The organism is Siphonobacter curvatus (assembly GCF_002943425.1).
Taxonomy (GTDB): Bacteria; Bacteroidota; Bacteroidia; order Cytophagales; family Spirosomataceae; genus Siphonobacter; species Siphonobacter curvatus.
On sequence record NZ_PTRA01000001.1, the window covers coordinates 754,332 to 770,206 of the forward strand.

Genomic DNA, 15,875 nt, shown 5'->3' on the forward strand with positions numbered 1-15,875 from the left:
GATAGAAGACTTTTATGAACGGAACATTTGAAGAAATCATCGCCTCGGACGAGCCTGTATTGCTCGAATTTTATACCGACTGGTGCAAGCCCTGTAAGAAGATGGCTCCCGAACTGAATGCTGTAAAAGACATTTTCGGCGACGATCTGACCATTATTAAAATTGACGCCGAGAAGAATATGGGCCTGAAGAAACACCTCAAGGTAGATTCCGTACCGACCTTGATTCTGTACCAGAAAGGCAAACAACTCTGGCGGCAGGCAGGTGGTATCTACGCCGACAAACTCGAACGAGTCATTCGGGAAAAGGTACGGTTTTAGTAAGAGCGTTTAGGGTTTTGAGTTGTATTCAAGAACGAAACTGCAAGAAGTCAGGGGTTTACTTCTTTGTGAAACCTGGTGCCTTTGTACCGTCGTGGCAAAACCTTAACGCACTTCCACGCAAAACTCTAAACCCTAAACTCCAAACACATCCATCCATGAACGGAAACTTTCAACAACTCATTGCATCGGATAAACCCGTACTGATCGACTTTTTTGCCGAATGGTGTGGACCCTGTAAAATGATGGCTCCGTACCTGAAAGCAGTCAAGGAGAAACTAGGTGATCAGTTAACGGTCGTCAAAATTGACATTGATAAAAATCCGGCCTTGGCTCAACAACTACAGATCCAGTCGGTACCAACGCTGGCCCTGTACCAGAATGGCCAGCAACTCTGGCGACAATCGGGCGTACTAACGGCTCAGCAAATGGAGCAGGTTATTCGTCAGAAAGCCAGTATGTAAAGGCATCGATTACGTAAAAGCTTTCCCCCATTTACTTCAACAACACGACGAATCGTTATGATCATTGAGCAAATTTATACGGGCTGTCTAGCTCAGGGAGCGTATTACCTCCAGTCGGGCACCGAGGCCGCTATTATTGATCCCCTGCGGGAAGTGCAGACGTATCTGAACAAAGCCGCTCGTAACGGAGCAACAATCAAGTACATCTTCGAAACCCACTTCCACGCGGATTTTGTATCGGGTCACGTGGATTTGTCAGCGAAAACGGGAGCCCCCATTGTCTACGGTCCGAATGCTGCTCCTGCCTTTGAAGCCCTGATTGCCGAAGATGGTCAGGAGTTCTCATTGGGTGACTGCCGCATTCGCGTGTTGCATACGCCGGGTCACACCCTCGAATCAACATGCTTTTTGTTACTGGACGAAAACGGGAAAGAAAACGCCATTTTCACGGGTGATACACTATTTATTGGCGATGTGGGTCGCCCGGACTTAGCCCAGAAAGCTGACCTCACGCAGGACGATCTGGCCGGTATGCTCTATGATTCCCTGCGTTCCAAGCTGCTGCCTCTGCCCAACGACGTCATCGTGTATCCGGCTCACGGAGCGGGTTCGGCTTGTGGCAAAAACATGAGTAAGGAAACCTTCGATACGCTGGGACATCAGAAAGAAGTGAACTATGCCTTGCAACCCCAAAGCAAGGAAGAATTCATTACGGCTGTGACGGACGGTCTAACGCCGCCGCCCGCGTACTTCCCCGAAAACGTTCGCCTGAATAAAGCGGGTACGGAGCCAGTCGAAAAGGTACTCAAACGCGGTAACCACCCGCTTTCACCGGAAGCGTTTGAAGTCGTCGCGAACGAAACGGGAGCCCTGGTACTCGATACCCGCAAAGCTCAGGAGTTTGCCCAGGCGTTCATTCCCCGGAGCATCAACATTGGGATCGATGGCGACTTTGCTCCCTGGGTGGGCACGCTCATCACCGACATCAATCAACCCCTGTTACTGGTCACAGCACCGGGTCGCGAAGAAGAAGTCATTACGCGGCTTTCGCGGGTGGGTTACGATCAGGTACTGGGCTTCCTGGAAGGGGGTATGGAAAGCTGGCGAACCGCAAACAAAGAAGTAGATCAGATTGAATCTGTAGCGGCGGAAACGTTTGCTACCAATTTTGATCCCGAAAAAACGATAGTCAAAGACGTTCGTAAAGCTACTGAATTCGAAGGGGGCCACATTGCGGGTGCCGATAACGTTCCCCTGGCTTCCCTGAGCGAACAGATGGCTGAATTTCCCAAAGACGAACCTTTTTACGTACACTGTGCGGGTGGGTATCGCTCCATGATTGCGGCTTCCATTCTCAAAGCTCGCGGCTATGATCAGGTACGGGAAGTAGCGGGTGGCTTTGGAGCAATCGCCAAAACCAATATACCGACGGCTAGCGGACAACTGGCTGAGTAAGATTTAGAAAAACTCGGTCACGCGTTCAGGAAAATCGTGGATGCGGACTGAGTTTCACCCGTTCAAAAGGATACCTTTCGAGCGGTTCCCATCCCTGCATACAGGGATGAAGCTTTCCTTTCAGATTAAAACCTCTGTATTTTTTCGTCTCCTCATGGAATGGCTTACGCAACCCTGGCCCTGGTACGTGGCGGGTCCGCTCATTGGACTGACCGTGCCGATTCTGCTCCTGTTAGGCAATAAAACCTTCGGTATTTCTTCGTCACTACGGCACATTTGTGCAGCCTGTCTGCCCGCTGGGATTCCCTTTTTTCAGTACGACTGGAAGAAGGAAAGCTGGAATCTCTTCTTTGTGGGCGGCGTATTCGTGGGTGGCCTGGTGGCGGGTACGTTCCTGTCCAATCCCGAGTTCATTCAGATTGCTCCGGCGACGAAACAAGCCCTGGCTGCTCAACACGTAACGGACTTTCGTGGACTCATTCCTGAAGATTTATTTTCCTGGTCATCCCTGACGACCCTTCGCGGCTTCATCCTGATGGTGGTAGGCGGTTTTCTGGTCGGTTTCGGTACCCGATGGGCGGGGGGCTGTACTTCCGGTCACGCTATCATGGGATTATCCAACCTGCAATGGCCCTCGCTGGTGGCAACGGTGTGTTTCATGATCGGCGGCTTCCTGATGACCTGGCTCGGCCTGCCCTGGATTTTGTCTTTGTAACTCCTACTACGTTTTGAACACGATGAAAACCGAATCGGAAGAATTTATCCCTGCCGTATCGAACGACCCCAAAGCCCGCCTTTCGCTGGGTTCGTTAGTACCGTATGCGATCGTTGGAATGTTTTTTGGCATTGTTTTTGTGAAAGCTGAGATCGTCTCCTGGTTTCGGATTCAGGAAATGTTCCGGCTGGAAAGCTTTCACATGTACGGCGTGATCGGCTCGGCCGTACTGACGGGCATGGGGTCCGTATTTCTGTTGAAACGATTGAAAGTCAAAGCCTTAACGGGCGAGCCGATTCGAATCTCGGATAAGGTGTTTCAACCGGGACAAATCTACGGTGGATTGCTATTCGGTTTTGGCTGGGCCTTGACCGGAGCCTGTCCCGGTCCGTTGTTCGCCCAGATTGGAGCCGGTTATTCCGTCGTACTAATTACTTTGGTAGCGGCTCTGGCCGGAACGTGGACGTACGGTGCCCTACGACGTTATTTACCCTAAACTGACCAAAGTCATTACACGCGGAAGCGATTTAGGGTAGACTTGTGAGGGAATCAGGAAGAATGGAAAGTTAGTAAGGTCAACAGAATTCGTTTACATGCACGCAATGGTTGGTGTGAGTAAGGTTTTCGACTCTCTCAGCCATCTAAATGGGACGAAAGAAGGACTTTTCTCACACAAAATAAATACATCATCACCTGACCCTATAATCACTTGTTACCTATGAAACGCAGCAAACTCGAAGCCGTAGCGGGCGGCTGTTGCCCCCGTTGCCGGGAAGGAAAAATGTTCAAGTACCCCTTGTGGAACGTGACCAAGTTTGACCAGATGCATAGGTACTGTCCCGAATGTGGCCTGCGGTTTGAACGCGAACCGGGCTTCTTCATCGGAGCCATGTACGTAAGCTATGGCTTGACTACGGGAATCATTCTGGCAACGGCAGTCGTACTGTTTTATTTGTTCAACGACCCTTCGCCTTTCGTGTACATTGGCGTTTCCATTGCCCTGATTGTCATATCCGTACCCTTTACTTTTCGGGTCTCGCGAGTGCTGTACATTCATTTGTTCTCGGGTGTAGATTACGAAGAAAATCCCGACAAAATTCTGCACGCTGATTCCTAGGCTACAGCCCCTGGCCGATGGATTGCCCGGCAATCCAGCCCGTAGTCCAGGCGGCCTGAAAATTATACCCACCCGTGATGCCGTCGATATCGAGTACCTCACCCGCGAAGTACAGACCGGGAATCACCTTGCTTTCCAGGGTTTGCGGATGAAGTTGATTCAGAGCGATACCGCCGCAGGTGACAAATTCTTCCTTAAAGGTCGTTTTACCCTGTACCTGAAACGTTCCGTTGGTCAGATTTTCCAGTAATCGGTTAAAAAGCTTACCGTTCAAATCAACCCAACGAACCTGGTCTTTGATCTCATTTTCAACGAGTAAGGCCCGCCAGAGGCGGTTGGGAATGCCGAACGGAGCAACCGTAGCGACGAACTTTCCAGCATTCAGCTTTTTGAACGCTTCCAGTGACGTACGAGCAGCTTCCGGTTTTTCATTCGTCCAGTTCACCAGACTCGTAAACTGGTAATTGGTTTCTGCCAATTCGCGGGCAGCCCAGGCCGAAAGTTTCAGTACGGCAGGACCGCTTAAGCCCCAGTGGGTAAGTAGCACGGGGCCTTCCTGTTGCAGTTTGGAACCCGCCAGTCGTACCAGAGTATCAGAAACGGAAAGACCGGGCAACTCGCGGGTAAAAGAATCGGGAATATTGAATGTAAACAACGAAGGCACGGGCGACAGAATGGAAAGCCCCAGTTCGCTTAACCACTGATAGCCCGTAAGTTGCGGATGTCCGCCCGTCGTAACTAGTACCCGATCTACAGTGAAAAGGGTTTCATCCATTCCAACCAGTTCAAAACCAGTAGCTACGGGACGAATCTGGCGGATCGGTGTACTCAACTGAAGTTCAACACCTGCCTGTTGAGCCTGCTGTTGCAGACAGCGAACGATGGTTTCGGAGGAATCCGTAGTTGGGAAAATTCGGCCATCGGCTTCCGTTTTTAATTTCACCCCCCGCTTTTCGAACCATTCGATGGTATGCTGATTGGAAAAACGCGGAAAGAGGGATTTGAGAAACTTTGCTCCCCGGGGATACCCCTTGAGCAAGTCGGCAACCGTAGCGGCGGCATTCGTCACATTACAGCGACCCCCGCCCGAAATACGAACTTTGGACAGCACATTCCGTCCTTTTTCAAACAAGACCACCCGGGCCTGCGGATACGTTTCCGCTGCGGCAATCGCTCCAAAAAAACCGGCGGCTCCTCCGCCAATCACTGCAATCGTTTTTTTCACGCTACAAAGGTACGGCTTAATTTTCTGAGCATTAGCTAATTTCTCCGGCAGAATCAGAAAGCGGCGAGTCTCCTTTCCGGCATTGAATCGGAAATCACTTCATCGTTTGTATTCACTTTTCAATTGAGCCCGTATTTTTGGCACCTAAACGGGCCTAATGCCTATTCCGTATGCTTCTAAAAGACATTCTCTATAAAGTTTCACTCGAGGCAGTGGCAGGGTCCACTGATCTGGAAATCAGTACCATCACCTTTGATTCCCGAAAAGTCGTTCCCGGTACGCTCTTTGTGGCCATTCCCGGTACCCAGGTCGATGGTCACGATTTTATACCGAAAGCCATTGAATTAGGAGCCACAGCTATTCTGTGCGAGCGTTTACCCGAAACGTTACAGGAAGGGGTTACTTATATCCAGTCGAAAGATGCATCTCGGGCCATGGGCTTTGCGGCATCGAATTTCTACGGACAACCTTCATCGAAACTCAAACTCGTAGGGGTGACGGGTACCAACGGAAAAACGACGACCGTAACGCTGTTATTTCGATTATTTCGGGCCCTGGGTCACCGCTGCGGACTAATTTCGACGGTGCAGAATCAGGTGGAAGACGAGATTATTCCATCTACGCATACCACGCCCGATTCACTGACGCTGAATGCCCTACTGGCTGACATGCTCAATAAAGGCTGTACGCATGTGTTTATGGAAGTTTCCTCGCACGCCGTAGTGCAGCAACGCATTGCGGGTGTTCAGTTTGCGGGAGGAATCTTCACGAATATTACCCACGATCACCTGGATTTTCACAAGACCTTCGACGCCTACATTAAAGCGAAAAAGGGCTTTTTTGATCAGCTACCGAAAACGGCCTTTGCTCTGGTAAACGCCGACGATCCCAGGGGCCGCATCATGGTGCAGAATACCGTAGCCCGTCGGGAAACGTACTCACTGGAAACGGGAGCGAGCTTTAAAGGCAAACTGCTGGCCGATTCAATTTACGGCCTGGAAATGGAAGTTGATAGCCGTCAGGTTCACTTTCAACTGATTGGAAATTTCAACGCCTACAATTTGCTGGGGGTATATGGAGCGGCAGTTCTCATGGACGAGGATCCGGCAGAAGTACTGACGGAACTTTCGGCACTGCAACCGCCTCCGGGACGCTTCGAACAGGTGATTTCGCCTGAACATATCGTCGGTATTGTGGATTACGCCCATACGCCCGACGCCCTAAAAAACGTACTCGAAACCATCGCCGAACTGCGGCAGGGTAATGAACAGATTATTACCGTGGTGGGTTGCGGCGGCAATCGGGATGCGACCAAACGACCCGAAATGGCCCGGATTGCTTGTCAGTTTTCGGATCACGTGATTCTGACTTCGGACAATCCTCGCAATGAAGAACCGGAGGCCATTCTGGAGGATATGAAGAAAGGCGTACCGAATGATACCCCAGCCGAAGTAACGGTACTGGTTGATCGCCGGGAAGCCATTGCCCGAGCCGTATCATTAGCTCAGTCCAAAGATGTCATTCTCGTAGCGGGGAAAGGGCACGAAACGTATCAGGACGTCAAAGGGGTAAAAAATCACTTTGACGATCGGGAAGAACTACGGGCCGCCTTTCAAAAAGGATAGAATTCGCTCAGCTTTGGCGAAAGTGAAGGACAGAAACGGTAGGAATTTCATCTAGCTTTGAGACGTGAAAAAATTACTCCTGTTCGTTGGACTTGTACTGGCGACATTCAGCACGCAGGCTCAGGCTCGCAAGCTCATTTTTCAACAACCCAAAATGGGTTCAATGTTTACGGTACAGGTCTGGACGGCTGATTCCGTAAATGCTGCTCAAGCCGCTACGCAGGCTTTTGCCGCCGTCGATTCGCTGAATCTGATTTTCAGTGATTATCTGCCTGATTCGGAATTGAGTCGCCTGAGTCAGACGGCCGGGTCGGGCAAAGCCGTTCGGGTATCGCCGGCATTGTGGGATATTCTCTGGACTTCCCGGATGGCCTGGGAGAAAAGCTCGAAAACCTTCGATGTAACCGTGGGCCAACTGACGCAACTCTGGCGACAATCACGTAAGAGCAAACAACTTCCTTCGCCGACCGTACGCCAGAAAGCCCTGGCGACTACGGGAACGCAGTACCTTCAGTTCGATGCGAAAAATCATACGATCCTGCTGAAACGTCCGGGTACTAAACTGGATCTAGGGGCAATCGGGAAGGGGTACGCCGCCCAGCGAATGCTGGAAATCATGCAGAAGGCGGGTTTTGCGGAAAGCTTATGTGACGCCGCGGGTAATATGGCCATCGGGAAAAATCCGGAAGCTGGCTGGACGATTGGCATCGAACTGCCGAACCAGCAGGGCGAATTACTAGCGAGTTGGTTAGTACTGCAACAAATGGCTATTTCCACGTCGGGCGACGCGTACCAGGCCGTTCGCATTGGCGGTAAAAATTACTCACACATTGTTTCACCCAAAACGGGCCTGGGTGTCACTTATCAGCGACAGGTGACGGTACTATCCAAAGACGCCGCTCAGGCCGACTGGCTATCGACGGCCTGTTATCTGTTACCCGTACCACAGGCTCTGAAACTAGCGGAATCGGAACAGTCTGAAATCTTAATTCTGGATAATCAGCCTTCGGGTTTGAAAACCTTTACTTCCCCGGGATTTAAAAAATTTTTCAAAGAAGAGTAAGTTTCCCCTGTATTTTTCTATTAGTACTAAAGACGTTTCTGTTGTTAACCTCTTAATCAACGCATTGTGACTTTCCGAAATACGCTTGGTACGCTTACCTTTTCTATACTTACATCGCTGGGGCTGGTTTCAGTAGCTCAGGCCCAGGCTCAGGAAGGCAAACCGTATGAACAGGATTTTGCCGGAATACCCGTTAAAATCAGTATGGTTCCCATTCCAGCGGGCGAGTTTCTAATGGGAAGTCCAGTAGCGGAGGCCGGACGCCAGGCCGATGAAGGGCCGCAGGTCAAAGTGAAAGTAGAACCCTTCTGGATGTCGGCCACGGAGATTACCCACGATCAGTTTTTCCCCTTCCGTTTCGATGAAAAAGATGTAAAGCCCAAGCCAGACGCCATCTCACGGCCCACGGCTCAGTATATTGACCTGACCTGGGGTATGGGCAAAGAAGGCGGTTTCCCGGCCAACTCCATGCAACCCTATACGGCCATCATGTACTGCAAATGGTTATGGAAAAAAACGGGCATCTTCTACCGTCTGCCTACCGAAGCCGAATGGGAATATGCCTGTCGGGCGGGTAGTAAAACGGCGTATCCCACGGGCGTGCAGGCCGCCACGTTGGCTCAGTTTGCCTGGTACGGAAGCAACAGTAAAGATGCTTATCATAAAGTAGGGCAGAAGAAACCCAACGCGTACGGTTTGTACGACATGCTGGGAAATGTGTCGGAATGGACGATGGACATGTACGATGCCAAGTATTTTGAGAAATTAGCGGCCCGTCCTGAAAGCGGTTTTATCATTGAACGTACGGCACCGCGGGCGTATCACACGGCCCGTGGTGGTAGTTTTAAAAGCAAAGCTGCCGAGCTACGTAGTGCGGATCGTCTGGCTCAGGTTGAAGACTGGAATCAGCGGGATCCGCAAGTGCCCCGCTCAAAATGGTGGCTTACCGACGGCGATTTTGTAGGTTTCCGAATCGTCCGACCCGTCAAACAACCCAGCCCCGAAGAAGCGGAAGCATTTTTCAAGAAAATGCTGGGACAGTAGCGTTTAGGGTTTTGAGGTTAGCGTTTGGAGTTAACGTTGTTTAGTTAAAGAATTATAACAGCAATTTCCAGAAACGCTCAACCTTAAACTCAAAACCCTAAACTTGCAACTCATTACTCTAAACTCAAACCCTTTTCTATGAACAAAGATTTTCAATCTCGCCGGGATTTTGTGAAAGCTGGCTCGTTGCTGGCTGGTGGATTATTAGCCGTACCGCTTACGTCGAAGGCCGACGGTTTTTTCAATTCAAGCGTAGCCGATGAAATTAAGATCGCTCTGGTTGGTTGCGGGGGTCGCGGTTCGGGAGCGGCGGTACAGGCTTTGTCGACCAAACAAAACGTCAAGCTGGTAGCCGTAGCCGATGCCTTCGCGGATCGCATGGAAGGTGGCCTGAAAAATATTACGGAAGCCCTGACGGCTTCAGGTTCCGCCGACAAAATCGCGGTAGGGGATAATAAATTCGTGGGTTTCGATGCCTATACGAAAGCTATTCCCCTGGCCGATGTCGTTATTCTGGCTACGCCTCCGGGATTCCGTCCCATTCATTTCGAAGAGGCCGTTCGGCAGGGTAAGCACATTTTCATGGAAAAACCCGTAGCAACGGATCCAGCGGGTGTGCAAAAAGTATTGGCTGCTGCTGTGGAAGCCAAAAAGAAAAAGCTAAACGTCGTGGTAGGGCTGCAACGTCACTATCAGAACTCGTACCGGGCTTTGCTGAAAAACAAGGCTATGATCGGTGATATTGTATCCGGAAACGTGTACTGGAACAACGACGGCGTGTGGGTGAATCCGCGTAAAGACGGACAAACCGAAATGGAATATCAGATGCGTAACTGGTACTACTTCAACTGGTTATGCGGCGATCATATCAACGAGCAGCACATTCACAACATCGACGTATTCAACTGGTTCAAGGGATCGTATCCGGTTCGGGCCAAGGGTACGGGTGGCCGTGAAGTACGGAAAGGCAAGGACTACGGCGAAATTTTCGATCACCACCACGTTGAATTTGAATACGCGGATGGTACGATCCTGAACTCCGAGTGCCGTCACATGAAAGGCACCTGGGCCAAGGTGGACGAAACCATTCTGGGTACGAAAGGAAAAATCCTGTGTGGCGACGCGAAGATTGTCGACTACAAAGGCAAGCCCCTGTTCCAATTCAACAAGAAAACGGAAAACAACCCCTATCAGGCCGAGCACGATGAGTTGTTCGCGGCGGTCGCCAAAGGGGAATACAAATTCGCCGATGCCGAAAATGGAGCTAAATCCACGATGACGGCCATTCTCGGACGTCTGGCCACGTATTCGGGTCAGGTGATGGAATGGGATACGGCTCTGATGTCAGGTCTGAGTCTGCAACCCGCTGAGTATAGCTGGGACGCGAAAATGCCACTCAATCCGGATTCCAATGGTTTGTATCCAGTGGCTGTACCGGGCGTGACGCGGTTTTTTGTATAGAAATTTTTCTCATTTTAGGGGTCTGGACTCGCAAGGGTCCAGACCTTTTTCTGTCTATACCCCTTTGCCGGTGAATTCTAAAGCGTTCTATTATCTCTTTCGTCATCCGTATGCTCAGTTAGGATGGTGGATTGGAGCAGGTGTTTCGGTAGTCCATGTCTTGTTCTATCAATTTGCTGAACTGATCTGGGACCAGTGGACGCCGCCGAAGCCCGAAACCTTAACGCCTACGATTGCGTATGGTCTGACCGGTTTATACACCAATCAGACCGAGCCGGATGGCATTGAAGCGTTTGTGTTACACGGCAGCATGTGGATATTAGTAGGATGGGGACTGGTAAAAACGGTATATCTGAAAAATTGGAGCGTGTGGCCTGCGGTGGGGCTGTGTGTACTATTTTTCTTTCGGGCGGGTTTTCATCCACCCGCCGATGGGTTTCTGTTTGGCACGGGTGTTCGGTATTACCCGGTGGTTTTGTTGGGACTCTCGGCTTTTGTAGCGGGAGTGGTTTGGCTTTCTAACCATTATAAACCCTGGCACGCCTGGTTGTGGTTGGCTGCTCTGGCAGTACCCTGTTTTATCGCAGGAGCAGGTCCTTCCGATTGGGATTATTCTTTTGTTTTCGCTCCGGCGTATGCCTTAGTCAGTGGTATTTCGATTAAGGCTATCTATTTTCAATACGACTTACTGCTTTCCGGCCTGGCGGCTTTATTTTTCAAATGGCATATTGACCTGAATTACTTTCAGGTACTGGGTCAGGCTTCGGTATGGATTTTCTGTGTATTGATTTTCTGGTGGGGGAAGGAAGTCTTTCAAGACCTACGACTGGCTCTTTACCTGTTGGTGGTCGTATTTATCATGCGGCTTTTTCCGTACTACACGGATACCTACGCTGAATTTCAGATGAGTCCGCTTCGGCTGGACTGGTGGATTGTCGTAGCTCTGCTGGCCTGGAAAAAAGGAACGGATCACTGGAGCGTGGGATTGTTACTAGCGTTTCTTCTCGTACTCCACCGCAGCTTCGGCATTTTCTATTCCATTGCCTACGTCGAGTACATAGTTCTTGCGATGGGTAGCGAACTACTGGCTCCGTCTGGTCAGAAAACGAAATTTCTCCCCCTGGTTCAAACCTATGTACGACGGTACGCCATCAATGTAATCCTGCTGGGAACAGGACTTATCGTGACGTACCTCATCTTTGGTAACGTACTCTCACCGGGCATGAAAATCTACCAGAGCTTAAAAATCGGCTTCATGCGAGTAGCTCCGACTTCCTTTTTCTGGTACATCATTGGCATTATTGCCCTTACGGGAGCTACGTTGTTTCGATTCAAAGAAGAAGTCTCGCTCCAGTACCGGGAAGCCGTCTTTCTGCTGATGGCACTGACGATCTGTAATCTCTTTTACTTTCTGGGTAGAAGTCACGAACATAACCTGCCGAATACTTCCGGTCCGGTATTCGTCTTACTATTCGTCTGGATTGATTTACTGTGGCGAAGAAAAATGCCGATACGATCCATCCGTAGGGTGCTCTACTGGTTACCCGTAGGCATACTCTGGTTTTCGGGACTGGCGTATATGGTGGGTATTAAAGATAAACTTTCGGGTATGGTTACTAATTTAAAACACCGACAAACGATGTATTCCTTTCAACATCCCAGTTCAGAAAAAAGAGCTATGGTTCGTCAACTCACGAACCATAGCTCTAAAGTATATTTCTATGACCAAAGTCTGGGTAGAAATTTCTGGTATACGTTGGATGGTCAGTACCCGCCAGTGGGTTATTATCAGCCTTATTCGGCCTGGCCTCTGCTGACCGAACTGATTCCCTTCTTTCAGAACTTACTAGACGAGGGTTATTATCTGGTTACGGAAACACCTTCGGAGGCGGCTGCCATCTTACCGCATCTTCGCTATACCAGTAAAGTAACGAAAGATGGTTTTATCGTTGTTCATGCTATTCCTCAACCGAATCGTTCTCTTTCCACCAGCGACTCCCCGAAAACGACCAGTCACTAATTTCGTACCCAAGAGCTGGGTACCGACGTGGATCGCACTCGTGTAACATTTCGTAGGCTACATCGAATACATCTTCCGTATTGGGTTTCGAGAAATAATCGCCGTCGGTGGTATAGGCCGGACGGTGCGGGTGAGCCGACATCGTACGTGGTTCCGAATCCAGGAAACGGAATACCTTCTGTTCATCCAGAATTTTGTGCAACATGAAGGCCGAGGCTCCACCGGGCATATCTTCGTCGGCAACCAGTAAGCGATTGGTTTTCTGCACCGATTCAGCGACCATATGTGGCAAATCGAAGGGGATGAGTGTTTGTACGTCAATCACCTCGGCTTCGATGCCCACCTGAGCCAGTTGCTCGGCGGCTTCCAGTACGATGCGGCACATCGAGCCATACGTTACAATCGTAAGGTCGCGGCCTTCGCGTAAAATTTCCGGATGACCCAGGGGCAGGCAGAAGTCACCCAGATTCGTGGGAAGCCGTTCCTTGCTACGGTACATATTCAGCGGTTCAACCACCAGAGCCGGATCGTCACCGCGTAGCAGGGTATTGTAAAAGCCAGCAGCCTGCGTGAGATTGCGGGGTACAATCATGTGCATCCCGCGTAAGGCGTGCAACAGAACGGCCATCGGCGAACCCGAGTGCCAAACGCCTTCGAGTCGGTGACCCCGCGTACGAACAATGACGGGAGCTTTTTGTCCGCCCGCCGTACGGTAGTGCAGACAGGCCAGATCGTCGGATAGTGTAGCCAGCGTATAGAGCATGTAATCCACGTACTGCACTTCTACGATGGGTCTTAGGCCCCGCAAAGCAGTTCCAATGCCTTGACCAATGATCGTGCTTTCCCGGATGCCCGTATCCGTTATGCGAAGCTCGCCGAACTTGGCCTGTAAACCCGCCATACCCTGGTTAACATCCCCAATCTTGCCCACGTCTTCACCAATGGCGAAAATGCGGGGGTCTTGAGCAAACAGGGCTTCAAAGTTTTTGTTGAGTATTTCTCGACCATCCAGAAAAGGGGCGTCTTCGGCGTACTGCGGAGCTACTGGCGTAACCCGCAGCGGTGATTCGTCGGACTGGCTGTATAAAAAAGTATTAAATCGTACCCAATTCTCGTGCTTGGTACGGTTAATCCAATCGATCAACAGTGGTTTCGTTGGCGTTTCTTCAAAGCGTAAGGCTCGAATGGCTTGTTTAACCGCTTCGATTACGTCTGAACGCAGCGGATTCTGCGTTTTTTGTAAGGCCGAACGCAAGGCCATCACTTCTTCACCGGAACGACTCTCGCGAGCGGCCTGAGCGAGCAACTCCATAGCCGCATCAAAATCAGGCTTTAGGGAAGCCAGATACGCCTGCCAAGCGGCATCCCGCCCTACTTTAGCCACTTTAGCGGCTTCGTTTTCAATCGCTGTAAGTTCTACTTCCGTAGCGTAGCCGTTTTCCAGAATCCATTGACGGAACTGGCGGTTACAATCCATTTCCACTTCCCACTCAAGGCGTTCTTTGGATTTGTAGCGTTCGTGCGAGCCGGACGTAGAGTGCCCCTGCGGCTGCGTAACCTCCTGTACATGAACCAGACAGGGGACGTGTTGGGTACGAGCTAGTTCAGATGCTTTCTGATACGCTTCTACCAAACCTGGATAATCCCAGCCTTTTACCGTGATAATTTCCAAACCGGGTTTCTCTGCCGTACGCTGAAAACCAGCCAGAGCTTCAGAAATACTTTCTTTGGTGGTCTGGTAACGGATGGGCACGGAAATGCCATAGCCATCATCCCAAACTGAAAACACGACCGGAATCTGTAATACTCCTGCCGCATTGATGGCTTCGAAAAACATCCCTTCGGACGTAGAAGCATCACCAATGGTAGCAAAACAGACTTCATTTCCCTGAATGGAAAAATCACTGAACTGCTGTAAGTCTGGATTCTGACGGTACAATTTGGAGGCATATCCCAGGCCAATCGAACGGGGAATTTGTCCGGCCGTGGGCGAAATATCGGAAGCGTTATTATACCGGGGCGTTTGCGGAAGCCAGTGGCCCTGTTCATCCAGGTGCCGCGTGGCGTAGTGGCCATTCATCATGCGACCACCCGTATTAGGTTCCGCTTCCAGATCGGTATGGGCGTAAATCTGAGCGAAATATTGTTGCCAGGTCAGTTCCCCCAAAGCTGCTACTACGGTTTGGTCCCGGTAATAGCCTGAACGCCAGTCGCCTTTGCGAAACGCCCGGGCCAGGGCAATCTGAGCCAATTCCTTACCATCACCGGTGATGCCAAATTTTGCTTTGCCCATAAAAACTTCTTTACGAGCGAGCAAGCTGGCATGGCGACTTTCCCAGGCAATCCGGTAGTCGATGAGAATTTGCTCTTTAGTAACTGCAACGCTGTCAAGGGTGGCTTGTTCCATCGAAAAAAGCGGTTAATCGAGTGATACAACGCAGGCAACTCATTCTCTTTAAAAATGAATGCTTGCCTTCTTTACATCATGAACTGAGAAAGAAATTCCTTCAAAGACGGAATTTTTATCCGTGTGTACGATGTTTGTCAGGGTAAAAATAAAGCAAAAGCCACGAGCAATCCAAACGTGGGCGGGGCCGCTCAAATTCCATTAACATATCGTTAACAAGGTACTGTTTTGCTTATAAAAAGGTTCCCACTACTTTTGCCCTCGTCAAATTTTCGAAACCAAACAAATCCTATACCAACCAATGAAAAAGCAACTTTTCTTTTTACTGGCCTTTTTCCTGATTTCTGCTGGAGCCTTCGCTCAGGGTAAAATTAAAGTAGATTCGGAAACGAAAGATTTTGGTAAAATTGCTCAGGGTACGCCCGTTACACACGAATTTACGGTAACCAACACGGGTAAAGCTCCGGTCGTTATCAGTAATGTAACGGCTTCTTGCGGTTGCACGACGCCGAAATGGTCACAGGCTCCCATTCTGCCTGGTAAAACCAGCAAAGTAAGTGCTACGTATAATGCAGCCTCTGTAGGTCCTTTCAACAAACAAATTACGGTATACAGCAATGCTGAAAATAGCACTGTGACGATGTTTTTGAAAGGCGAAGTGCAGCAAAAAGCCGCAGCTAAAGGGGTGAAGTAATCATTGCCCTACTTGATATTAGAAAAAGAGATTCCTGTTCGCAGGAATCTCTTTTTTTATAGCCTTACAGGAGCATAGAGCGGTTCGACAACTACTGGGGAGATAAGTTTTCAATAAATAGACTGAAAATTTATTATTTTTATTAATTATTAATATGTTGATAATGAATCGATTATAAATAATTTTAACTTTTTTTAAAAAAAATCGTCTAAGAATAAATCCAAGCGATAGCCAAATCCCGTAACTATCTCTGGACAACCGAAAC

The 15,875-nt window shown here is 49.8% G+C and carries 14 protein-coding genes; 12 read left to right on the forward strand and 2 right to left on the reverse strand.

Going from position 1 to position 15,875, the window contains the following annotated elements:
* Positions 1-14: 14 nt before the first annotated feature.
* The 6 genes from C5O19_RS03070 (at position 15) to C5O19_RS03095 (ending at position 4,071) form a co-directional block, all read left to right on the forward strand.
* Positions 15-320, forward strand: a complete 306-nt coding sequence (locus C5O19_RS03070) for a thioredoxin family protein (RefSeq protein ID WP_104709855.1) — start codon at positions 15-17, stop codon at positions 318-320.
* Between the two features lie 158 nt (positions 321-478).
* Positions 479-784: a thioredoxin gene (gene trxA / locus C5O19_RS03075; protein ID WP_094814081.1), complete on the forward strand. Its 306-nt coding sequence runs from the start codon at positions 479-481 to the stop codon at positions 782-784.
* A gap of 57 nt (positions 785-841) precedes the next feature.
* Positions 842-2,239, forward strand: coding sequence for an MBL fold metallo-hydrolase (locus C5O19_RS03080; protein ID WP_104709856.1), 1,398 nt, complete (start codon positions 842-844; stop codon positions 2,237-2,239).
* A gap of 106 nt (positions 2,240-2,345) precedes the next feature.
* Positions 2,346-2,954 carry a YeeE/YedE family protein gene (locus tag C5O19_RS03085; RefSeq protein ID WP_243406314.1) on the forward strand — a complete coding sequence of 203 codons (609 nt, stop codon included), beginning with the start codon at positions 2,346-2,348 and terminating at the stop codon, positions 2,952-2,954.
* A gap of 22 nt (positions 2,955-2,976) precedes the next feature.
* A complete protein-coding gene (locus tag C5O19_RS03090; RefSeq protein ID WP_104709857.1) occupies positions 2,977-3,450 on the forward strand; it encodes a DUF6691 family protein in 474 nt (157 codons plus the stop codon).
* Positions 3,451-3,672: 222 nt separating this feature from the next.
* A complete protein-coding gene (locus C5O19_RS03095) occupies positions 3,673-4,071 on the forward strand; it encodes a DUF983 domain-containing protein (protein ID WP_104709858.1) in 399 nt (132 codons plus the stop codon).
* 1 nt (position 4,072) lies between these two features.
* Here the strand turns inward: C5O19_RS03095 and C5O19_RS03100 are convergent, their stop codons facing one another.
* Positions 4,073-5,296 carry a BaiN/RdsA family NAD(P)/FAD-dependent oxidoreductase gene (locus tag C5O19_RS03100; protein ID WP_104709859.1) on the reverse strand — a complete coding sequence of 408 codons (1,224 nt, stop codon included), beginning with the start codon at positions 5,294-5,296 and terminating at the stop codon, positions 4,073-4,075.
* A 170-nt stretch (positions 5,297-5,466) separates the two neighbouring features.
* Here C5O19_RS03100 and C5O19_RS03105 point away from each other — a divergent pair, with 170 nt between their 5' ends.
* The 5 genes from C5O19_RS03105 (at position 5,467) to C5O19_RS03125 (ending at position 12,509) form a co-directional block, all read left to right on the forward strand.
* The gene (locus C5O19_RS03105; protein ID WP_104709860.1) at positions 5,467-6,921 is read left to right on the forward strand and encodes a UDP-N-acetylmuramoyl-L-alanyl-D-glutamate--2,6-diaminopimelate ligase; all 1,455 of its coding nucleotides are present in this window, start codon (positions 5,467-5,469) and stop codon (positions 6,919-6,921) included.
* A gap of 64 nt (positions 6,922-6,985) precedes the next feature.
* Positions 6,986-7,984 (forward strand): FAD:protein FMN transferase, encoded by a 999-nt coding sequence (locus C5O19_RS03110; RefSeq protein WP_104709861.1) that lies wholly within the window; start codon positions 6,986-6,988, stop codon positions 7,982-7,984.
* A gap of 66 nt (positions 7,985-8,050) precedes the next feature.
* The gene (locus C5O19_RS03115) at positions 8,051-9,028 is read left to right on the forward strand and encodes a formylglycine-generating enzyme family protein (protein WP_104709862.1); all 978 of its coding nucleotides are present in this window, start codon (positions 8,051-8,053) and stop codon (positions 9,026-9,028) included.
* A 138-nt stretch (positions 9,029-9,166) separates the two neighbouring features.
* Positions 9,167-10,489, forward strand: a complete 1,323-nt coding sequence (locus tag C5O19_RS03120) for a Gfo/Idh/MocA family protein (protein ID WP_104709863.1) — start codon at positions 9,167-9,169, stop codon at positions 10,487-10,489.
* Positions 10,490-10,559: 70 nt separating this feature from the next.
* Entirely contained in the window at positions 10,560-12,509 is a 1,950-nt protein-coding gene (locus C5O19_RS03125; protein WP_133163294.1) for a hypothetical protein, read from the forward strand.
* Here C5O19_RS03125 and C5O19_RS03130 read toward each other — a convergent pair.
* Complete coding sequence (locus C5O19_RS03130) at positions 12,448-14,916, reverse strand: alpha-ketoacid dehydrogenase subunit alpha/beta (RefSeq protein ID WP_104709865.1); 2,469 nt, start codon at positions 14,914-14,916, stop codon at positions 12,448-12,450. The genes C5O19_RS03125 and C5O19_RS03130 overlap by 62 nt on opposite strands.
* Positions 14,917-15,217: 301 nt before the next feature.
* Between C5O19_RS03130 and C5O19_RS03135 the strand changes: the two genes are divergently transcribed.
* A complete protein-coding gene (locus C5O19_RS03135; RefSeq protein ID WP_104709866.1) occupies positions 15,218-15,610 on the forward strand; it encodes a DUF1573 domain-containing protein in 393 nt (130 codons plus the stop codon).
* Positions 15,611-15,875 lie beyond the last annotated feature (265 nt).